Origin of the sequence: Paenibacillus borealis (assembly GCF_000758665.1) — a bacterium.
GTDB lineage: Bacteria > Bacillota > Bacilli > Paenibacillales > Paenibacillaceae > Paenibacillus_AQ > Paenibacillus_AQ borealis.
In genome coordinates this window covers 3,858,668-3,880,443 of record NZ_CP009285.1, presented here as the reverse complement: position 1 = coordinate 3,880,443, position 21,776 = coordinate 3,858,668, and the positions used below count along the sequence as shown (strand labels likewise).

Annotated in this window: 20 protein-coding genes; 3 read left to right on the top strand and 17 right to left on the bottom strand. The window is 50.0% G+C overall.

All coding sequences use genetic code 11. The features are described 5' to 3' along the window. Positions 1–293 precede the first annotated feature (293 nt). Complete coding sequence (locus PBOR_RS16315) at positions 294–3,035, bottom strand: CHASE3 domain-containing protein (protein ID WP_052429502.1); 2,742 nt, start codon at positions 3,033–3,035, stop codon at positions 294–296. Positions 3,036–3,136: 101 nt separating this feature from the next. Continuing rightward, positions 3,137–3,520, bottom strand: coding sequence for a DivIVA domain-containing protein (locus tag PBOR_RS16310; protein ID WP_042213371.1), 384 nt, complete (start codon positions 3,518–3,520; stop codon positions 3,137–3,139). Between the two features lie 214 nt (positions 3,521–3,734). On the opposite strand from PBOR_RS16310, the gene PBOR_RS16305 reads away from it, so the two are divergent. After that, complete coding sequence (locus tag PBOR_RS16305; RefSeq protein WP_425415526.1) at positions 3,735–4,274, top strand: TraR/DksA C4-type zinc finger protein; 540 nt, start codon at positions 3,735–3,737, stop codon at positions 4,272–4,274. Positions 4,275–4,308: 34 nt separating this feature from the next. Here the strand turns inward: PBOR_RS16305 and PBOR_RS16300 are convergent, their stop codons facing one another. Beyond that, positions 4,309–4,668 carry a replication termination protein gene (locus tag PBOR_RS16300; RefSeq protein WP_042213366.1) on the bottom strand — a complete coding sequence of 120 codons (360 nt, stop codon included), beginning with the start codon at positions 4,666–4,668 and terminating at the stop codon, positions 4,309–4,311. Positions 4,669–5,828: 1,160 nt separating this feature from the next. Between PBOR_RS16300 and paiA the strand changes: the two genes are divergently transcribed. Next, positions 5,829–6,347, top strand: a complete 519-nt coding sequence (paiA, locus tag PBOR_RS16295; protein WP_042213363.1) for a spermidine/spermine N(1)-acetyltransferase — start codon at positions 5,829–5,831, stop codon at positions 6,345–6,347. A gap of 118 nt (positions 6,348–6,465) precedes the next feature. On the opposite strand, the gene PBOR_RS16290 is transcribed toward paiA, so the two are convergent. Together PBOR_RS16290 and hrpB are read right to left on the bottom strand one after the other, a co-directional pair. Next, positions 6,466–7,122 carry a general stress protein gene (locus tag PBOR_RS16290; RefSeq protein ID WP_042213361.1) on the bottom strand — a complete coding sequence of 219 codons (657 nt, stop codon included), beginning with the start codon at positions 7,120–7,122 and terminating at the stop codon, positions 6,466–6,468. 111 nt (positions 7,123–7,233) lie between these two features. Next, positions 7,234–9,726 carry an ATP-dependent helicase HrpB gene (gene hrpB / locus PBOR_RS16285; protein ID WP_042213358.1) on the bottom strand — a complete coding sequence of 831 codons (2,493 nt, stop codon included), beginning with the start codon at positions 9,724–9,726 and terminating at the stop codon, positions 7,234–7,236. Positions 9,727–9,805: 79 nt separating this feature from the next. Here hrpB and PBOR_RS16280 point away from each other — a divergent pair, with 79 nt between their 5' ends. Next, on the top strand, positions 9,806–10,867 hold the full coding sequence (locus tag PBOR_RS16280; protein ID WP_157764051.1) for a hypothetical protein: 1,062 nt from the start codon (positions 9,806–9,808) through the stop codon (positions 10,865–10,867). Positions 10,868–10,936: 69 nt separating this feature from the next. On the opposite strand, the gene PBOR_RS16275 is transcribed toward PBOR_RS16280, so the two are convergent. The 12 genes from PBOR_RS16275 to ftsY all read right to left on the bottom strand — a co-directional run bounded on the left by PBOR_RS16275 (position 10,937) and on the right by ftsY (position 21,729). Further along, the gene (locus tag PBOR_RS16275) at positions 10,937–11,335 is read right to left on the bottom strand and encodes a DnaJ family domain-containing protein (protein WP_042213354.1); all 399 of its coding nucleotides are present in this window, start codon (positions 11,333–11,335) and stop codon (positions 10,937–10,939) included. Between the two features lie 64 nt (positions 11,336–11,399). Beyond that, a complete protein-coding gene (locus PBOR_RS16270; RefSeq protein ID WP_042213351.1) occupies positions 11,400–11,789 on the bottom strand; it encodes a GIY-YIG nuclease family protein in 390 nt (129 codons plus the stop codon). 54 nt (positions 11,790–11,843) lie between these two features. Continuing rightward, positions 11,844–12,638, bottom strand: coding sequence for a DUF2087 domain-containing protein (locus tag PBOR_RS16265; RefSeq protein WP_081972385.1), 795 nt, complete (start codon positions 12,636–12,638; stop codon positions 11,844–11,846). Positions 12,639–12,788: 150 nt separating this feature from the next. Continuing rightward, positions 12,789–13,133 (bottom strand): DUF1801 domain-containing protein, encoded by a 345-nt coding sequence (locus PBOR_RS16260; protein ID WP_042213349.1) that lies wholly within the window; start codon positions 13,131–13,133, stop codon positions 12,789–12,791. Between the two features lie 36 nt (positions 13,134–13,169). Further along, the gene (locus PBOR_RS16255; RefSeq protein WP_042213347.1) at positions 13,170–13,862 is read right to left on the bottom strand and encodes a Rossmann-fold NAD(P)-binding domain-containing protein; all 693 of its coding nucleotides are present in this window, start codon (positions 13,860–13,862) and stop codon (positions 13,170–13,172) included. Between the two features lie 56 nt (positions 13,863–13,918). Beyond that, positions 13,919–14,752: an oxidoreductase gene (locus tag PBOR_RS16250; RefSeq protein WP_042213345.1), complete on the bottom strand. Its 834-nt coding sequence runs from the start codon at positions 14,750–14,752 to the stop codon at positions 13,919–13,921. A 68-nt stretch (positions 14,753–14,820) separates the two neighbouring features. After that, complete coding sequence (locus tag PBOR_RS16245) at positions 14,821–15,396, bottom strand: TetR/AcrR family transcriptional regulator (protein ID WP_042219473.1); 576 nt, start codon at positions 15,394–15,396, stop codon at positions 14,821–14,823. Positions 15,397–15,537: 141 nt separating this feature from the next. Further along, positions 15,538–16,347 (bottom strand): SDR family oxidoreductase, encoded by an 810-nt coding sequence (locus tag PBOR_RS16240; protein ID WP_042213341.1) that lies wholly within the window; start codon positions 16,345–16,347, stop codon positions 15,538–15,540. A 182-nt stretch (positions 16,348–16,529) separates the two neighbouring features. Next, a complete protein-coding gene (locus tag PBOR_RS16235) occupies positions 16,530–17,396 on the bottom strand; it encodes a transglutaminase family protein (RefSeq protein ID WP_042213339.1) in 867 nt (288 codons plus the stop codon). Next, positions 17,393–18,346, bottom strand: a complete 954-nt coding sequence (locus PBOR_RS16230; RefSeq protein WP_042213336.1) for an alpha-E domain-containing protein — start codon at positions 18,344–18,346, stop codon at positions 17,393–17,395. The genes PBOR_RS16235 and PBOR_RS16230 overlap by 4 nt, the downstream gene beginning before the upstream one ends. 56 nt (positions 18,347–18,402) lie before the next feature. After that, positions 18,403–19,866 carry a circularly permuted type 2 ATP-grasp protein gene (locus PBOR_RS16225; RefSeq protein WP_042213334.1) on the bottom strand — a complete coding sequence of 488 codons (1,464 nt, stop codon included), beginning with the start codon at positions 19,864–19,866 and terminating at the stop codon, positions 18,403–18,405. Positions 19,867–20,730: 864 nt separating this feature from the next. Then, a complete protein-coding gene (gene ftsY / locus PBOR_RS16220; RefSeq protein ID WP_042213332.1) occupies positions 20,731–21,729 on the bottom strand; it encodes a signal recognition particle-docking protein FtsY in 999 nt (332 codons plus the stop codon). Between the last annotated feature and the right edge of the window lie 47 nt (positions 21,730–21,776).

The window sequence follows — 21,776 nt, the reverse complement described above, 5'->3', positions numbered from 1 at the left end:
AAGAGCCAAGACTGACTCAAATGAATGAGATCAGATCTTGGCTCATGCCCTGTTAAGGTAACACGCCGTTTGCATATAAATGATCATTTATGATCTCATAATAAATCATACCTTGTATTCCGTCAATGGCTATTTCAAAAAGTCAAGTTTTGCCCCGACCAGCCTGACCGGATCAATGTAGTCTGCACCACTATTCAGTATTTATGCATAATCACTACTTGTTATCGTATTAAAAAGAGTCAGTCAGAACTCTGTAGAAAGAGTTCTGTCCTGACTCTTCAGTTGAATGTTTGTTAAACGCGATCCTGTATCCAGCGGCACATCCGGGTGACGACCTCTTTCATTACTACCGGTTTGCTCATGAAATCAGTAGCCCCGGCCGTCAGGCACCGTTCGCGGTCCTCTTTCATGGTCTTGGCGGAAATTGCAATGATCGGAAGCTCTGTGAGTAATAGCTCTTCCCGGATAATAGACAAGGTATCGTAGCCGTCCAGATTCGGCATCATGATGTCCAGCAATACGATATCCACATCGGCCTGTTCTCTGACAATCTGCAGACATTCATAACCAGTCTGGGCAGTCAGAACGTTCATTCCATACGGCTCCAGACCCTTCTGCAGTGCAAAAATATTGCGCGAGTCATCGTCTACAATCAGAACAGTTCTGCCGTGAAGCTTCTCATATTCTTTCTCAAACAGCAAATCTTTGCTGTTGTCCAGCGTCCCCCGCTGAGCAGATGCTGTCTGTTCAGACGCTGCGGCAGCCTGAGTCTGCCCCGGGAGATTATCAGACTCTTCCCCGCTGTCCAGCTCACGGCATGGAAGGTAGAGCGTGAACGTGCTGCCTTCCCCCTCTTCACTCTCCAGGCTGATATGTCCTCCCAGAAGCTTGGCTAATTGAAGCGAGATGGATAGTCCTAATCCGGTTCCTCCGAATCTGCGGGCCGTCGTCCCGTCTGCCTGGCGGAAGGCCTCAAAGATCAGCTCGCGGTTCTCAGCAGAAATGCCGATACCGGTATCTTTGACTGCAAAGGACAGTAATGAGTCGTTCGCTGCATAATTCATATCCGAGTAAGAATCCAGTTTACGGATCTCAACAATGACAGAACCCTGCTCTGTGAATTTGAACGCATTGGACAGCAGATTGCGCAGGATCTGGTGCATCCTCATTTCATCGGTGAAGAACAAATCCGGGACCTCTGCTCCAAGAGTCACCTCAAACTCTAAATTCCTTCCCTCAGCCAGCTTACCGAAATAACCCTGCAGCAGCGACGGCAGCTCTGTAAGATTAACAGCATCCATTTCCACCAGCATTTTGCCGGCTTCCACCTTGGAGAGGTCAAGAATATCATTAATCATACTCAGCAGATCACTGCCGGAATTGTAAATTACAGAGGCATACCCCTGTTCTTCTTCAGTTAATGTATGATTGCGGTTCTCTGTAAGCAACTGTGAGAGAATCAGCATGCTATTAAGCGGTGTGCGCAGTTCATGAGACATATTGGCCAGAAACTCCGATTTATAGCGGGAACTAAGCTCAAGCTGTTCATTGTACCTCTCCAGCTCTATGGCTGCGTTCTCTGCCACAGACTTCTGATCCTCAAGCTCCTTGTTTACGTTCAGCAATTCACTGGTCTGGTTCTGCAGCTCCTCCGTCTGTACCTGAAGCTCCTCAGACTGCACCTGAAGCTCTTCGGATTGCACCTGCAGCTCTTCATTCATAACCTGTGAATCACGCAGGAGCTTCTGAATCTCCATACGCGTCATTACGGAATTAACGGTAACTCCCATCATCTGCAGCAATTCATCCAGCAGCTCGAAATGATAAGGCGCCCAGCGTGTAAGCGCAGCAATCTCCAGTACAGCTAACGTCTTGTTTTCAAAAACAATTGGAGCTATAACCGCAAACCGCGGAGGGGTCCTGCCCAAACCGGAAGAGATATATATATAATCCTCTGGCAGATGCTCTATAATGTTAACCCGCTGATCCAGCGCGCACTGCCCAACAAGACCCACTCCCGGCTGGATAATATCCGCACCTAGACGGGCTTCCTTATTCTCCGCTCCTGCATAGGAGTATGTCCGTTCGAACAATTCTTCACGACTTAGCACGAAAATAGTGGCATACTGCATCTCCAACATCACCGACAACCGGTTGACAAAAATTCTGCATAATGAAGGCATATCTGTCGTTTCCTGAAGCGCAATGGACATTGAAGTAAGCTGTTCGCTGGTCCATTGATCCCTCTGCACTGTGTCCAGCAGGCCGTTGGTCGCTTCACCTAATTCAAAGACCTCGTCAAACGTCTTCACTTTAATCCGATCCGACCTATTTCCTCCACTGGCAATACCGTTTATTGCCTGGATTACACTGTGCAAAGGATTCACAATGCTGGCAGAGAGCAGATACGTAATCAGTGACGCTAACACGGCAACTAATCCCCAGAGAATGTACATTGTAATGAGCAGCTTTTGGTTGCTGTCTTTAAGATTGTTTATACGCTCGTTGGTAAGACTACGCTCAATATCACGGAAGTAATCAGACTGTGATCGAATTGAATCAACAACACTTTTCCCGGAATCATTGCGAAAAAAAGCACTAACTGCCTCATTCTGACCATTCTTCTTCAGATCTACCACATATTGGCCCGCAACATCAATCCACTTCTCAATATTATCTGAAATATTATTCAGGTTCCCGACTTGCTCCGGATTATCTGAAATCAGACTGTTTAGCTTCGCAAAATTGATCCGCCACTCCACAAGTCCGTTGTTATACGGCTCCAGGTAGGACTCGTCCCCGGTAAGGGCATATCCTCTTTGGCCGGTCTCCATATCCAATACATTTTTCTCAATTTGATATGTAAGTTCATGAACCTCGATATCATGGTCGCTCAGGAACACTGTTTCTTTCTCCAGGCTGGTAATCCTGTTGGAGACGATAACCAGAAACAGACCCAGCATTAATAAGATGATGACATATCCAAGTGCGATTTTGCCACGGATCTTCAAGCTCCACGCATGCTTCTCCGGCAATGGTCCAACCCCCATCTTGCGTTATAATATACTGCATTTCCCTATAATTGTAATTGCTGGGGCGAAAGTTAACAAGTAGTCTTATTACCTGGAATGCGTGTCTACAAATATCCTTCTGTACGCGGCAATCTGTCCTTGAGCTGCCGTACATTAGCTTCCAGTTTAATAATAATCTCTTCCAGATCTAACGGATCGATCCCCTTGATAACAGGAACAGGCGCTGCTGCTGACTTGGCCTCGGCCTTCAGCTCCTTCATTTCAATCTGCTGTTCCTGCCACTTATCCATCAGATCCGCAATGGTGGCATAGAACCGCTCATAATCCTTAATTACGCTATCCAGAAATGTATCAACTTCCTCGGCATCGTAGCCGCGAAGCTTCATGCTGAATTCCTTCTCATGAATCGTAAGTGCATCCAGGGTAATACCGAGCTGGCTGAACAGCTTTCTTTGCTTGTCCAACCGGCGTTTCATATGTTCGTCCATTTAAGTAACCTCCAAGTATATGCTGCATTCATCCGGCAGTAATCATTATAACAGGGTGAAAGCAACCTGAAAACATCACTAAAGTTGCATTTCAACATAGCTAAGCCTGCTGATTGCTCCCTGAGACAATAGGGTAAGGAAAGATTACAACAGTATAACCACTACGCACACCCGAAAGGAAGATGATCAGATGAGCCACTTATCAAAATCAGAGTTGACTAAGCTCCAGCAATTACTTGAGGAGCGCAGAACAGAGCTTGAACAGCATTTCTCCAGCAATGGGGCTGAAGACAGCCTGCTTGGCGATTCACTCACACTCTCTACGGGTGAACTCTCTTCTGTAGATAACCACCCTGCAGATACAGGAACCGAAACCTTTGAACGCAGCCGCGACCTGTCCATCAACACTTCGCTATCCGAAGAATTAACCGATATTGAAGCTGCACTGCAGCGGATCGAAGACGGTACTTATGGCATCTGTGAAATCAGCAAACAAGAGATTCCTTATGAACGTCTTGAAGCCATCCCCTATACCCGTTACGCCATTGAATATGCCCCTGCCAGCCAGAACTCCGGCGTACGTCCCGTGGAAGAAGAAGTAATGACGCCTCCGCCTTCCGGCGCAGGCCAAGGACGGCAGGAGCATAGCGGAAGATTCGATGACGCCGGTGCCTGGGAAGCTGTTGAAGATTACGGCAGCGCAAGCTCACCTGTAACTCCTCCCGGTCAGGATACGGAGGAAGAGGATTCCTGAGATACGGACAGGACCAGGGAGTAACAGATTAGCTTCAAAAGTTATCTGCTACCGCCTTATTGAGTATCCCAAGACAGCGGTCCAGATCAGTCTTCACCTGCTTCTTATATAGTCTGGCTTTCTCCTCCCCGTCGGCAGTGAAATGGTATAGAACAATTTCCTGGAAATCGACTTTGGGATCACTGCCCTTTAACTGCTTCGTGCGGTACAGTATCCCCTGCTGTACTAACTCATGCAGCGCACGGTAAATTTCACTCTGGGGAGGAGAATACCCATACGCTTTGAAATCTCTCCGCAGATCCTCCAGCATCTGATACCCGTAACCTTTATGCTGCTCCACCATTGTAATCAGATATACCTTTATAAACGCCCGCTGGGCAATCATAAACGCCATAGGACACCTCCTGGGTGTTTTTTGTTTTGGATTCTTTTCATTTGGTTTTGATTTCCTTATAACCTTAGTATAAACCCTATTTCCCATCTTTCACAACAAGTTATCCTGAAGTGAAAATCAAGGACACCGGGAGGTTTGAAGTAAAGTTCCTTTTTCCATTTTGAAAAGTTAGTTAGGTACGTGGGGAGTTGAATTTTATAGAATGAAGCTGGACAGGCAGGAGTTTTTTGTGTTTCTATTTCTATTGTGAATTTTTCATATGTTGAAATTACAGAATTTGATTGCATCGATAACTGTGCGGCTGTAGCTTGAGTTTAAAATTGCTGGCGCTGAGAAATCTGTCACCTTGTCAATGAGCTTAAACCTAGGCATTTCAGGACGATCCCTGAACCCTCTGTCTACTTCATACGCCGATCTGTTAGGAAAAGCCCTTCAAGTTCAAGGTTGTATTATAATGTGCAATTGGTCTTTTCCCTCTCGATCACCCGTTGAGGTGAAATTGTTCTATATTCACTTTTTCCTTGCTCCTTGTTCCTTGCTCCTAGGTTCTTGTATCTTATTTCTTGTTTCTATTGTGAATTTTTCATGTAATGCTATCGCAACAATAGTATACTGATTTTCCCCTACTCTTCACTTGATTTTGTTTAATGGGTTCATTTGATTTTATCCAAGTGCTTCTATATTTTTTCATTTTTTTAATTAATTTTTAGTTTGTTTTTTTTGGTTTTTCTTTGTATCTTAGATTTGTTTATAAGCTAGAGCTTCTATTATGAATTTTTTCATGTATTGAAAATACACTTTTTTACCAGGAATTTTTTTATTGTAAATGCAACATAAATTATGTACTATTTTTTATAGGTTGTAAAAAATATTATTAGCAGATCAATGGCGTGGCGCAGATCAACTCTTAGGAGCTAGTAGCAGCATGGCAAGATCGCAAAAATGGTTCTGTGTCAGCGAAAACCTAAATGTTGTAAATTTTACAACTTGTATGTATTGATACTAGGTGATTCTTAAAAATTGTTGTATGAAATACAACAATCGCCCCGCTTAGACGCTTGAATATTGAAAAATGCTGCAATTTGTACAACAATTTTCGAATACACTCGATATTTTGCGGGAAATGTTGTATTTCGTGCAGGATTTAAGGAGGAATAGTAATGAGTATATTTATAAAAAAATGCTTGGAAGATGATTTGAGTTTACTTCAAGAAATTAGTGTTGAAACCTTCAAAGAGACGTTTGAGCATCAAAATTCAGCTGAAGTTATGCAAGCCTATGTAGACAAAGCCTTTAACAAGGAGCAATTAAAAAAGGAACTATCAACAGCCTCTTCTGAATTCTATTTCATCTATTCTAAAGCGGAAATTGCCGGGTACTTGAAGGTAAACATGAATGCCGCACAATCTGAAAGCATGGGTAATGATTCGCTTGAGATTGAACGGATCTATCTCAGGAGAGCTTTTCACAAACAGGGTTTAGGGAAATATTTGATAAATAAAGCTATAGATATTGCTGTAGAACAGAATAAAGAAAAGGTCTGGCTGGGCGTCTGGGAAAGAAACGGGAGTGCGATTGCTTTTTATGCAAAAATGGGGTTTGCTCAGACCGGTACGCACTCTTTCTATATGGGGGATGAGGAACAGACAGATTATATAATGACCAAAACACTTATTTAGCCTTCCGCTGAGTGGGTAGTTAACTAAAGAAACAAGGACTGCCCCAGGCCAAAATCCCTGATAGGCAGTCCTTGCTTTCATATATCATCTATGATCATGCTTAGGCCAATTTACCCATTTAGAATTTGTCGCGATTGTACAGATCAGGATCGCTGTCGACGTTCATCGCGCCTCTGTTGCCCAGCGTGTTGCCAACTCTCGTATCCTCCGGAATAATATCCGGATTCGTAGGTCCGCGGTCTGCTAGCGTCCCATTTACGGTATCATCCGTATAGCGGCTGTCGTAACGGCTGGCGTTGAGCGAACGGTTGCCCCGGAAGACATTATGGATATCCCTGCCGCGGCCGTTGTCATCAACTAGCACGAGGATTTTGCCGCTGTCCACGTATCCTTCGTAATCCCTGGCTTCATCCTCCGGAATTCCAAGTCCGATTAATCCGCCCACCAGTCCGCCTGCTCCTGCGCCAATTGCAGCACCTGTTAATGTTGCTACAATGGGACCGGCTGCGAGAATCGGTCCTATCCCCGGGATGGCCAGTGCGCCGATTCCTGCGAGTAATCCGGTGATCCCGCCGACTACGCCTCCGGTCGCCGCTCCTGTTGCTACGCCTTCCGGTGCCATCGTTCCTGTATCCTCGGAAATGCTTTTTAAATCATCACGATCACGTGTAATGACTGAAATATCGTCGTTAGTAAATCCTTGGCTCTGTAAACTTTCAATCGCTCTGGTCGCTTCTTGTTCTGTATCAAATACACCTACGATTTTATCTGCCACTTGAAGCCCTCCTTCGAAATTGTCGTTCGCTATTGTATTACCCGTTCACAGGTGCGCCAAACAGCGATTCCAACTCTTTGCGGGCTAATTTGCGTTATTATGCAAAAATGTTTATTTGGACGGACGGGTGCGGTTGGTTGGAATGGCCTGCAGCGGATCATCCGGCCAGTAGTGCTTGGGATAGCGGCCCTTCAAGTCTTTCTTGACCTCAAAGTAAGTTCCGCCCCAGAAGCTTGCCAGGTCTGAAGTGACCTGCATCGGCCTTCTGGCCGGAGACAGCAGATGCAGCAGCACCGGAACCTTCCCCCCGCCAATCCTCGGTGTATCAATCTGCCCGAACATTTCCTGCAGTCTCACCGCCAAAACCGGCGATCCCGGATTGCTGTAATCCAGTGGAACGCGCGACCCGCTAGGCACGGTAATATGTGTGGGCGCTTCTCTATTCAGGGTCTGCCTGCTGTTCCAGTCCAGCATATTCTCCAAAGCCTGTGTCAGATTCACACGCTGCAGGTCACGCAGATTGCGCATTCCGTGGATATACGGTGCCAGCCAATCGTCCAGGGTATCACATAACGCAGCATCGGACATATCGGGAAAGTCCGCCCGCAAGGCATGCAGGAACCCCATCCGCTGCCGCAGCTGGATTGTTCCCTTGTCCCACGGCAGCCGCTCCAGCCCTTCTGCAGCAATCACCTTGAGCAGTACGTGTTCCGTCTCCTCTGGGGTTGCGCGTTCATGGGTAGTCTCCTTCAGGATGAGTGCACCCAGCCGGGTTACTCTGCGTGCCTTCACGCTTCCGCTCTCATTGTCCCAATAGACTTCGCGTTCTTCAAGAAGGCTATCCGCATGATGCTTCAGCAGATCCTGCTCGGAGAGCTCTGCGGCAAGCATAATCCGGCTCTGCCCGGCACGGTCATCCACGCCGGGCGCCACAATATAGGGCGAACGCGCAAGCGGCTGCCCTTCGCGCATCGCCGCCCCCCGGCCGCCGGAGAGCAGAAACGCGCCATCGCCGCGTTTCTGCCCGATGCGGTCGGGATAGGCGAACGACAACAGCAGCCCGCTGAGGCTGATGTTGTCTATGGCTTCTCCCGGCGCTGCCTGCAGCTGCGCCAGGAAATTGCGGCTCTCACGCTGCACCGCGCGAAGAGCCTGCGGGTCCGCTCCGCCGCCAGCAGCGGAGCTTCCAGACCCGAGCAGCGCCTCCACGCGCAGCGTGAGGTCGCTGCTTAGTGCCGCGGGACCCTTGAAGAGGTCCCGCTCCTGCAGCAGCGCCGCGAGCTGTGCTGCGAGCGGCGCCGCTGCCAGGTCTGCCGCGCGCAGCAGCATGTGCGCGATGCGCGGGTGCGCGCCGAGCGCGGCCATGTTGCGGCCGTGCGGCGTGATGGCGCCGCCGGCGTCCAGCGCGCCGAGCTGGCGCAGCAGCGCCGTGGCCTGCGCGTAAGGCGCGGCAGGCGGCGCGTCGAGCCAGGCGAGCGCTCCGGGCTCCGGCACGCCCCACAGCGCCAGCTCCAGGGCGAGCTGCGCCAGGTCGGTCTCCATAATCTCCGGTACGTTATCGTCCGGAAGGCGGTCTTGCTCCTCCCGGCTCCACAGCCGGTAGCACACACCCGGCGCCGTGCGGCCTGCCCGGCCGCGCCGCTGATCCGCCGAGGCCTTCGAGACCGGCACCGTCGTCAGCCGCGGCATACCGGTGCGCGGAGAGAACACCTGTGTCCGTCTTAGACCCGTGTCAATCACCGTGCGCACACCTTCAATCGTCAGACTGGTCTCGGCGATGGATGTCGCCAGTACGACCTTGCGTTCGCCAGGTACAGCCGCCGCGACTGCCGCATCCTGCATCTGCTGCGGCAGCTGGCCATAGAGCGGACGCAGCACGGTTCCCTGCGGAAGACCGCCTGAGGCCAGCTCCTGCTCCGTCCGGCGGATCTCCCGCTCGCCCGGCAGGAAGACGAGCACATCCCCCGGCTGCTCGGCAAGTGCCCGGCGCACGGCAGCCGCCGCCGCTATCTCGGGATATACCTTGTCCGGGCCCGGCACATACACCGTTTCTACCGGATAGGTCCGTCCCGGACAATTCACTACCTGTGCCCCGCCAAGCAGGGCGGATACCCGCTCGCCATCCAGTGTCGCCGACATCACCAGAATGCGCAGATCCTCACGCAGCACACTCTGTGCTTCGAGCGCCAGCGCAAGCCCCAGATCAGCATGCAGGCTACGCTCATGAAATTCATCGAAGATAACGAGTCCAACATCACCTAGTGAAGGATCGCTTTGCAGCATTCTCGTTAATACACCTTCTGTAACCACAACAATACGCGTATTCCTGCCCACCTTGGTATCCATCCGCATACGGTACCCGACCGTCTGCCCGACACTTTCCCCCAGGCGGGAAGCCATATAAGCAGCAGCTGAACGGGCTGCGAGTCGTCTGGGCTCCAGCATAAGAATGGTTTTTCCGGCCAGCCAAGGCTCGTCCAAAAAAGCCGGAGGGGTGCCTGTTGTCTTCCCTGCTCCAGGCTCTGCGATCAGTATTGCTGCAGTAGTATCTGTAAGTATTCTTTTCAGGTCAGGGAGCACCTGCATAATCGGTAGCTGCTTCATTTCATCTCTCCATCATCCGCTAAAAGTTAGGTATAATTGGAATTAACATCCTTTAATCAGGTATATCCATTTCATTATCATGGGCGAAACCGGCCCGGATATCGAGGAGTTCAGCCATATGAAGATTATACAAGTGATCAGACTCATTTCTATGTCAGTTTTGGCGTTAAATGCACTAAGTGGGTGTACGCCCAAAGATACCGCCAACTCCCCCCCTTACGCTAGCAGCCAGACCTCTATTCCTGCCGTGCATCCCGTCTTTTCGCCGGAAGCCCAATCTGACGCAATGCCCGTCTCTTCAGGGGACAAAGTTCAGCAGCAGCTGCAATTCGTCTTTAATCATGGTTTTCTTCTGCGCGACGGCAGCTTAGAGACACAGGTTCCTTCTAATTATAGCTCCGCGGATACTGAACTGTCCCCTCATACGGAATTGAAGCTTGAGAGGCTCTACGCTTCTGCCGCGGATACAGGCACGCAGTCTTTCCTTCTCGCAAGCATCCTTTGGCCCACCAACAGTATCGGCAGTACTTTGGAGCAATGGCTGTATAGTTATGAACCCGGGAGAGGCTTCACCCTGCTGTGGTCATTGGCAGAAGAGCAGCCCGCTGCGTCGGCCACACAGATGGACGGTTACACCCTGCAAGTCAAGCTGGCAAAATACGGCCTGACGCAGAATCTACGATTGCTGGATGAAGATATCCTCCGCTTGAAGAGCAATTCTTCTCTGCCGAATCCGCTCAGCCAGTCTGATCTGATAGATATAGGTACACCTACTGCATACGGCCTGCAAGAGACCGGACCAGATCCTTCCTCATCATGGATTGTTAAGAGACTGATCAATCTCGAATCCCCACCTTTTATAGTCGGGAATCTATATACTGAGTTTGAGCTGAAGAGCGGGTCTGCCAGAGTGAACCGGGCATTCCTCTCCAGTTATGCCAATCTGGCAGAAGGGGTGGTTCTTGATCGCATACTGATAGACAAGCTCCAGCTTCCGTCAGACTCCGCAGAACTCCGTTCTGCTTTAGCCCAAGCTTCTAATCTTGATACAAATCAGTTGGTCGAGGCAGTCCTGGCACTCGCCGAGCAAGGCATCTTACACGAAGATCGCGGATTCTATATCTATTCTCCTATACCGTAAAAGAATTCTTCAATCTAATAGGGAAGCAGCCCCCAGTTCTTCGAACTGGAGGCTGCTCCTACATATTCCTTACTCGTCCATGCCCGCAAGCCGGTGCCGGATTCTGTCCCCATAATCCATATAAGCAGCGCTGCCGTCCAATCCGCGTTCCTGCAGCAGGACCTGCAGACGCAGGCGCTTGAGGGACAGCTTGGATTCCAGCTCCTTGCGCTCGCCACTATCGCTGTTCCCGCTGCGATGGCAGGCGGCCAGCAATTCTTCCAGGGTTACACACTCTGAACGCAGCGATACTTCTTCGGGCAGAAGCCCTGCATTCTTCATAATCTTATAGGACATCCGCAGATCCTCAGGCACTCCCGAGAGATCCTCCAGTTCCAGCGGCTTGCCATGCCCCGGCAGATTGGCAAACTCTCCGCTGCGCATGGCCTCCTGAATTCTCTGTTCTGCAAGCCAAGATAATATAGCCATACACACCGCTCCTTCCGCCAGCACCTGCTGTTTGCCCTTATTTTAGCACAGGCACTGATGAAATTCATTCCCGGTTTACTTTCTGCTTATGATAACCCCGCTCCCCGTATGGAGACAGCTGCTCCAGCCATTTGCCCTCCAGCTCCGGCAACAGCTTGCGGTATTTCTTCAGCTCCTGCACATCTGCCACGAAATCCTCTTCAGGCTTGATCTGCTCCAGTACTTCGAACCGGAAGCCTTCTTCACCGTATTTTCTCCAGTCGGCCTGAAGCTCCTTATTGTCGTGGTTGTTGATATCCAGCATGAATTTATGCTTGTTCCAGACTCCGTCGAGATTCAGGCTGCTTCCTACATACACTTTGTCGTTGCCGGTATTTACAATTCTGTATACCCCCATCGGCCTGTGCGAGTGTGCATAATTATATCCCAGCTCTTTGCGTCTTGATTTGTCCATTCTCTTGTCTCTCCTTCATATCTGCGCTAGCCTATGTTCTCCTATAAGCTTACGCTATAATTTCACCCAGTAGCTGCTACCGTCATCTTCGCGGTCCAGCAATCCGTAATCGATCAGGTAGCGCCGCAGCGTCACATAATCGGGATAAGCCGATTCCAGCACGGCGTTAATTTCTTTCTCGCTATATTTGCGTCCCGTCTCAAAACGCTGGATCAAATGCCGCAGAATTGCCGCTTTGCGTTTCTGTTTCTTCGGGAACTCTGACAAGGGGCCATCCAGGCCCTGTTTGAAATAGGCACCCAAGATCTCCGTATTCTCCTGTTCAGTAATGGCGAAACGTTCATCAACCATCACAACCGTACGCGGAATACTGACAAAAGGGGATGAAGCCCCCGGCTTCTCTTCGGCCAGCTCCATTACCGCCAGGAACAGCTTCGCCTGCTTCACCTTCTCCCGGAGGGTGAACCGGTGATTGCGGACCGTGGACGTGCTGCCGATTCCCAGCTCTTTGGCGGCCTCAGCGTCACTGAGACTCTGACGGAAAGCCTGCAGCAGACCCTTCTGCAGCTCCGTTAATCCGGTCAGCTTCTTATCCAGCGTAAGCAACCAAGAGAACATACCACCATGCATGCTCTCTACATGCAGAGCTGCAAACCTCTCAGCTTCATAGAATCTGTCCTCGTCACTATAAATAATGCCCTTCTCGAATTGCTCACCGCAGACCAGACAATGGAACACAGCCAGGTGCCCGTCAGCTTCCCAGGTATAACCCTGCTTCAGTTCTGCAACGCTGGCATTCCAGAATTTCTCTGAAATCCGGATCGCTTCATTTCCTTCCGACAACCGGATCACCACATTCTTTGTTTGTTTTATATAGACATAATATCATTTTGTTTGTTATTTTACAACTATCTAATTAGATTGTTTGATGAAAACACAAAAACACCGCCAATCATGGCAGTGTCTCTGTAACCCGGCGGCAGTATTTAATTTGTCGTTTTATAAAGAAGCCGAGGCTTGTTTCAGCAAAGAGGACAGAAGTTCATAATCAACAGTCTTACCCTCCAGCAGCTTGGTTGTCAGACGGTCGCCACTGCCTGTTTCGAATTGGCCTTCGGGCACTTCCAGCGCTGCTGCATTGAATATGGAGAAGCTGACCCAGCCTTTGGCGGTGGAGATTACAGCTGCATATTTCCCGTTTTTGAGAAAATGCGGTTTGCCGTACTGGATCCGTTCCGTCACTTCAGGGATAGATTCGTGGATGACTTCACGCAGCCTGGAGCATATTTCCGCTTGCCAGGGCACTTTGATTTGAGCGATGAAATTGGTTACCTCTTCGTTCATGGAATCACCTTTTCCTGAAGGATGTGATGCAGATTCTTACGGTTTGGCTATGGCGGCAATATCCCGGTTCTCCACAATATCTCGATCATGGCCCCGGCGCACAATATGAATCATGGCCAGTCCAATCTCCTGCAGAGTCACGGTATACCCTGGAAATAATGCACGAAGCACAGGGTACATCCATCCAATAGCATAATAATATTTATGTGTACGGGTCAAGCCCGGAGTAGGCCGGATAAAGCCCGGACGGAAGAAATAGGTTCCCCGGAACGGCAGCTTGCGCAGATCATTCTCCGTCTTGCCCTTCACTCTTGCCCACATACTGCGCCCTTGTTCTGTACTATCCGTTCCCGATCCGGTCACATAGCAGAAGACCATGTCCGGATTCACGGCAGACAGCTGCCGGGCCACATGCATCGTAAGATCATAGGTCAGCCTGCGGTATTCCTCTTCCTTCAACCCGACCGACGATACCCCGAGGCAAAAGTAACAGGCATTATAGCCCGCAAGTTTCCCGTTGATGCTGCTGAGATCATAGAAATTCTCATGGATTATTTCGGTTACTTTGGGATGCGAAATGCCGCAGGGGCGGCGGTTGATCAGCAGAATTTGTTCCACCTCAGGATGAGTAAGACATTCATGCAGCACGCCTTCACCCACCATACCGGTAGAGCCGGTAATGATTGCACGGATTTTGCCTCCGGCAGTTGCCGGTTGGGATGCTTTCATATATTCGCCTGCTTTCTGCGTAACTATTGGCACTAACTGCTCTGTGACTTCTCGAATCAATTCGCTGCAAAATCTGCAGAGGTGCTAAGCGCCTCCCATCGTAAGGTTTCGGCCAGCTTGGCCTGATCAATCTCCTTGGCCATACCCACAGCATCGCTGCCCAGCAGCAGACGGAGAGGCGGATTGGCCTCTTCCACAATCGCCAGCATCGCCAGCGCCGCTCTGGCCGGATCTCCAGGTTCTTGCCCCGTACGGCTCCGCACATGCTTCAGCAGTTGACCCACTGTATCCTTATACGGTTCTCCAGGTTCAATATGACTCATGGATGGACCCGCCCAGTCTGTACGGAATCCCCCAGGTTCAACGATAGTTACCTTGATTCCGAGTGGAGCAACCTCTTTGGCGAGTACTTCAGAGAAGCCCTCCACCCCCCATTTTGCCGTCTGATATGCTGCGAGTCCCGGAGCACCGGCACGTCCGCCGATAGAAGATATCTGCAGGAAATGTCCGCTTCCCTGCTCACGCAGAACAGGCAGTGCTGCCTTAGTGACATGGATGACTCCCCATAAATTCGTCTCAATTTGCGCCCGGAAATCATCTAGCGAAGTTTCTTCGATTGCAGACATATTACCATATCCCGCATTATTTACCACAACATCCAGACGCCCGAATCTCTCTACTGCAGCTGTAATAGCCGCCTTTGCCTGCCCGGGATCAGTCACATCCAGTGCAACTGAGGATATTTGCCCGCCGTAATGTTCTTCCAGATCAGCAAGCTGCTGCAGATTGCGGGCCGTGGCCACAAGCTTATCCCCTTTAGCCAATACAGCCTCAGCAAGGGCACGGCCTAAACCGCGCGAACTTCCGGTAATGAACCACACTTTTGACATATCCCTTAACCTCTTTTCTTGTTTTATTAAACGATCGTTCGTTCTTTTATAATTAAAAAAAGAAATCATCAAGCCTTAATCGCATCCCAGCTGAGCTTGATAATCTCCGAAAGCCTGTCATCGTTGAACTCGCCGTTTCCTTTGAAATGCTCCTTGGCCAGGGCTGTGACAGGGAAATAACAATAGGTCAGCAGCAGACTGGCGTCAAGCTTCTTCAGCACGCCCTGCTGCTTCCCGCGCCCGATATAATCATGCAGCGGTTTGAACATCATTGCCATACTCTCTTCGAGGCATAATTTCGTAAGCAGCGGAGAATTGCTGAACTGCTCCAGGAACAGGAAATAATCCCGGTTCTCCAGTAAGAAATCGCGTAGATTCCTCATCATAACTGCCATTCCCTGCTGAACCGGCTGGCCCTCTTCAAGCCCGTGAACCATATTCAGACTCATCTTCTCCTTGACACGGATATACAGCTTGCCGAGCATATCCTCCTTATTCGCAAAATAAACATAAATCGTTGACGGTGACACCCGGGCACGCTTCGCAATCTTGGACATTGAAGTGTCGGAGAACCCGATCTCATTCAACAGTTCAAGGGTTGCCTGAAAAATAGCTTCACTTTTGTTCTCATCTTTATGTCTCATGAGGCTATAATAAACGATCATTCGATTATCGTCAAGCCGTCACAAAATAACCCTGTCCAGACCGTACAGATCTTTGGACAAGGTTATTTTACATAGTCTATTTTATCTACCTGTCTCTTGGAGGACTGCTACTTCTGTTAGTTAAGATAACAATGACTCCGCACCATCAATAACAATCTGCGCACCGGTAATATGGATCGACTCATCCGAAGCCAGGAATGCAACCAGATCAGCCACATTCTCCGGCTTACCAGGTCCGTCAGCAAGCGGCTGTGCACCTTCGGGGAATTCAATCGGAATCACGATCGATTCCACATCCTCATTGAACTCTGTGCTTTCATCGATATTCGTGGATATTGCTCCCGGGCAAATGACATTCACGCGGATTTTGAACTTGGCCAGCTCCAGTGCGGCCATCTTCGCAAACGCCACTTGGCCTGCCTTGGTTGTGCTGTATGGTGACCAGCCGAAGCTGGCGAATCTGCTGTTGCCGTTAATCGAGCTGGTGATAATGATGCTGCCTTTGCCCTTCTCCTTCAGGTGGGGAATACTGTATTTAAGGGTAAGGAAAGTCCCGGTCAGGTTAACAGAGATGGTCTTCTCCCAATCGCTGACACTCAGCTCCTCAATCGGGCCGACAGCGCCGTTAATTCCAGCATTCGCAAAGACAATATCCAGCCCCCCGAAATGCTCCACCGTCTTGCGCACTGCTTCCTCCATCCGCCCTGCATCCGAAGTATCCACATCAATGGCTAATGCACAGTCCTTGCGCAGCTTGTTCAGCTTCTGCTCCAGAATCGAGGTACGTTCGTTCACCAGATCGAATAACGCAACATTAGCGCCTTCGCGCGCCAGCTGAATCGCTGCCGCTCTGCCGATCCCCGAGCCCGCACCTGTAATTATGGCTGTTTTTCCGAGAAAACGCTGCTTTTTAGCTATATTTGGGCTCATATGTACTCTCTCCTTCCGTATTGTCCAGCTTCATGAGAATGGCTCTGTTTCAAGATTACCCAATTGGGCCTGGATTATAATCATTTTATGCAAAAATTGCACAAACCTTGTGCAACTTGCACAGTTTAATCACACGAACAGAAAAAGAAAAGACCCCACAGTTGTGAGGTCCGCCTGTCTTCTTAATTATCCAGCTGCCGTACATCCACTTTAACCGAAAGAGTCCCCGCTACCCCGCGGTAGACGCCTTTGACCGGCACTATATCCTTATAGTCCCGTCCGTGCCCAAGCTTGATATACCGCCAGCTGACTTCAACATTATTGGTAGGATCGAACCCCAGCCAGCCCGTACCCGGAATATGTGTCTCTACCCAGGCATGCGAGGCCTGCTCGAAATTCGCATTACCTCCCTGCAGGTCGCCGACGAAATGGTACCCGCTCACATAACGCGAGGGCAGCCCTACACTGCGGCAGACGGCGATCATCAGATGCGCATAATCCTGGCAGACGCCGCGTTTGAGCTTCAGCGCTTTTTTGACTGTTGTATTCACGCTGGTCGCTTCGGGGTCATAGGTGAACTGTTCATAGATCGTAGAGGAGAGCTTTTTGGTCCACTCGTACATATCCTCAGCTTCATCAAAAGGATGCTGCGAAGCAAACTCCACCAGCTCCGGCGTCACCTCGGTATACCTAGTCGGCAGAATAAACTCAATATAACGGTTCTGGAATTTCTCATCATTAAGCAGCTTCACCTGCTCCTCCAGTGCAATATGCGGCAGATCTGCACCTTGCGCTTTATCGAGCGTCACTACCGTCGCTTTGGTATGGATGACCATCTCCGTATGCGGCTTGTTCACGGAATAAGCATGGACGCGGTTGCCGAAGAAATCTTCATAGGTTAACAGATTCGCCGGCGGATGAACCTCCACCTCATGATGGTAACAGGACTGGCGGTAATTCGTTCGCGGCGTCAGTCTGATCTCATTGACACTGTCCGTCACCGGCTCGGAGTAACTGTAGGTTGTCGTGTGATTGATTTGAATTTTCATACCGAGACTCCTTCACGGCGAAAAAATGCACCCTCCATCGTTTTGCCGAGCTTCTGGCAGGATAACATCAGTGCCTGCAGCACATCCTCGACTAAATCTCCGGACATTTCTTCTTTCTCCATATAATCCAGCTCGGCTTTGATCTTCCCCGCCTGGCGGATGACCTTCTCATGCCCCGAGCCCTTTTCTGAAGTATCCAGCTCCAGCTTGGCCAGATGCTCTTCCAGCTTGTGGAAGGAGAATCTTATGGAACGCGGGAAATGCGGATTGACAATCAGGAATTCCAGAATGCACTCCGGCGACATATCATCAGCATAATATCTGCGGAATGCCTGATACCCGCTCACCGATTTCAATACTGCCTGAAGCTGCGTATAAATAGAATTGATATCCTTCGATTTGCAGGATACCGTAACTGCCTGAAGAATCCGCGTTGTATTCTCAGCCCGTTCCAGGAACCGGCCGCTCTCAATGAAATGCCATTCATTGCCGCGAAGCATCACCGACTGTTCTGCTCCGAGGAACATCGCAGCACGCTCTTTGATCTGCTGATAGAACTGGTGGGGGCTGCTCATAATATCTGCTACCGACTGCTCACCAAGCCACAGATTGAAGCCGTTGGCAATATCCCACAGCTCACTGGGCAAATGCTGACGCAGGGTACGCAGATTATTCCTCGCCTGATGCACACAGGAGAACAATGAATTCGCATTGCCGAGATCCAGCGTGATGAAGGACAGCACATCCTGCTCAGCGAAGCTCTCGAATTGCTGCAGATATTCATTCCGGACACCGAGCGCGTCAATCAGCCTTGACCACTTATGGCCCTCCGCCTGGAAATCCTCTTCCTGCTGAATATGATAATGTACATCGATCAGCCGGGCATGATTCTCAGCCCGTTCTATATACCGGCCAATCCAGAATAAAGCCTCCGCATTGCGATTCAGCATCGTAGCCACCCCTTCACCTTACATATTGATGCCGCATTATTGGTGAATCCTATTGCTCAAGCCATCACCCAAGTGTCCTTCACTCCGCCGCCCTGGGAAGAGTTCACGACCAGTGAGCCTTCACGCATCGCCACCCGGGTCAGGCCTCCGGGTATCACATGCGGCTTACGGTCTGCCCCCATCAGCACGAAGGCCCTGAGATCAATATGGCGCGGTGTCATGCCGTCCCCCGACAATACCGGTGCGCGGGACAATGACATTATGGGCTGCGCGATATAACGCTCCGGTTCAGCCAGAATCTTGAGCCGGAAGTCCACCAGATCCTGCTTGGTGGCTTCGCTTCCGATCAGCATGCCGTATCCGCCCGAGAGCGAGGTCTCCTTCACAACCATTTCAGACAGATTATCCAGCACGTACTGCCGCTCTTGCGGCCGGGACAACAGGTACGTCGGAACATTGCCCAGAATCGGTTCTTCATTGAGATAATACCGGATCATATCCGGCACATATACGTACATGGCTTTGTCATCGGCTACGCCTGTTCCGGGTGCATTGGCAATGGCGATGTTCCCTGCACGGTAGGCATTCATCAAACCGGCAACCCCTAGCAGTGAGCTTGGCTGAAAAGCCAAAGGATCGATGAAATCATCATCCAACCGGCGGTACAGCACATCCACGCGGCGCAGTCCGTTCATTTCCTTCAGGTAGATCTTGTGGTCCTGGGCTACCAGATCCCGTCCTTCAACCAGGTGGATCCCCATTTGCTGAGCGAGAAAAGCATGCTCATAATACGCGGAGTTATATTCGCCCGGGGTCAGGAGGGCGATCACCGGATCCTTGGTCCGCGACGGGGAAAGGCTGCGCAGTACCGACAGGAAGCGGTTCAGGCTGTGATCCACATCGCGGATGGAGCTGGCGAAGGATAATTCAGGAAAGAGCTGGTTCATGAGGGATCTGCCTTTGAATAGATAGGAGAATCCTGATGGTGTACGTAAATTATCTTCGAGCACATAATACTCTCCGTCATGATGACGGATCAGATCTATCCCCGAGGTAGTGATGTATGCACCACCCGGGACACGGAGTCCTGTCATTTCCGGCCGGAAATAGCAGTTGGATATAATCATCCGCCGGGGTACAATTCCGTCCTTTACGATATATTGCTCATGGTAAATATCATGAATGAACAGATTAAGTGCCGTTATCCGCTGCACAATGCCAGCTTCAAGCCGTTCCCATTCCGCCTTCGGGATGATCCGGGGAATCATATCGAAGGGAATTGTCCGCTCCATCGGTTGATCCTGTGCCGGGTTGTAGAGTGTAAAGGTAATGCCTTCTTCCATCATCCGACGCTGCATCAGCTTCTGCTTGCCTTGCAGCTCTTCGGGGCTCATCCCGGAAAACATGCGGTTCACATGCTTGTAATGAGGCCGGATACTCCGTTCATCAGCATACATTTCGTCGTAAAAATGCTGCAATGCATACGGAGCTAAACCGGGCAAAGGATCTAGTTTGGACATGAGCCCGACTCCTCTCGGATCAGTGTAATGTGTAAAGTTTATTGACAAACAAGCTTACTTTTTAGAAATTTATCATGAAAATATTAAATACTAACTTCATAATACGTAAATGATAATGTTCATGTCAATATATATAACAGCAAAATGGAGTTTATGAACCATCCCGCATGGTTGGAATCGCTTCCTTTCTCTTAAGGGTGCTTTGGAGGCGTGCTTATGTGAATCTTACATCAAATTGTATGCAGGAGTGTTGACAAGCAGTACTATTAGGAATTTTTCATATGTTGTATTTTTATAGTAATTCAGGTAAAATGGCAGCCGTTTCTTCTATTTAAATACAGGCGGGCTGCTTCATGACTTAATAAAGTGGGTTCGATCGCTTCATGCCTTAAAGAAGTGAGTGGGGCTGCTTCATGCAGATCACATATGATACGGACTGAAATTCAGCTATTCTTGCAAATTCCGGTGATTTGCGGAGCATTCGAACTGAGAATCCCTTATATGACTTCTGACACCTCATTTTCAGCTCAAATGAACAGGATAACGGAATCTCAGTCCGCTTCACTATCAAAAAGCGGTTTTTTTCAGGAAATAAGCTCTTCTCAGTCCGCTCCCCATACTGGCTGCAGCTGCAGCTTCCTCTTACCTTCCACTTCCACTTCCACTTTCACTTCCCTTATGAAACCTGGTTCTTCACATGTTATACTTCCGGTTTGCCGGTTTTCCGGATTCAACAACGCCTTTTTCACAATTCATGCAGTCTATAGTTTCCCAAACCAAAAAAAGCCTCCAGGGCATTTTCGTTCCCTGGAGGCTTGATAGATTACTTTCATACTTGTGCAGTGGAAAATGGGACCCGGACTATTAAGCTTGGCCTTCAGTCTCTTCCTCATCGGAGATCATGCCTGCGAACAGGGCATGCACGAATTGGTCGGAATCAAACGGCTGGAGATCTTCCATCTTCTCACCCAGGCCGACAAGCTTCACCGGCAAATTCATCTCCTGGCGGATAGCTACTACAATCCCGCCCTTCGCGGTACCATCCAGCTTCGTCAGCACCAAGCCGGTCACGCCGCTCTTCTCTCCAAACAGCTTGGCCTGGCTCAGTGCATTCTGGCCGGTCGTTGCATCCAGCACCATCAGTACCTCATGCGGGGCACTCGGTATTTCGCGCTGAATCACCCGGAAGATTTTGTTCAGCTCTTCCATCAGATTGCTCTTGTTCTGCAGTCTACCTGCGGTATCGCAGATCAGTACATCTACGTTACGCTGCTTGGCAGCCTGTACGGCATCGAACATAACAGCTGCCGGGTCAGAACCCGCCTGCTGCTTGATCACATCTACCCCGGCCCGCTGGCCCCAGACTTCGAGCTGTTCAATCGCTCCGGCACGGAAGGTATCCCCTGCCGCCAGCAGAACCTTTTTGCCTTCCTGCTTATAGCGGTGCGCCAGCTTGCCGATTGTCGTCGTCTTGCCGACCCCGTTTACCCCGACAAAGAGGATCACTGTAATCCCGTCCGGATTTTCCTTCAGGCTGTTGTCGTCATCGCCGCGCAGCAGCTCCATCAGCTTGCGGGAGAGAATCGGCTGAAGCTCAGCAGCATCCTCGATGCGCTTCTGCTTCACTTCAACGCGCAGCTCTTCTACCAGGTTCATTACTGTGTTCACGCCTACATCGGCGCCGATCAGAATCTCTTCCAGCTCTTCATAGAATTCTTCATCTATCTTCTTGCGGCGGATAATCAGATCCGAGACCTTCTCAACGAAGCCCTTGCGGGTCTTCTCCAGGCCGTCGCGGAACTGTTTCGTTACGCTTTCCGTTTTGCCGGAGATGCTTTCTTTCAGTTTCTTAAAAAAGCTCATAGTGTTCCTCCTAAAAGTTTTATGAAGCGATACTGCTTAGAATTACT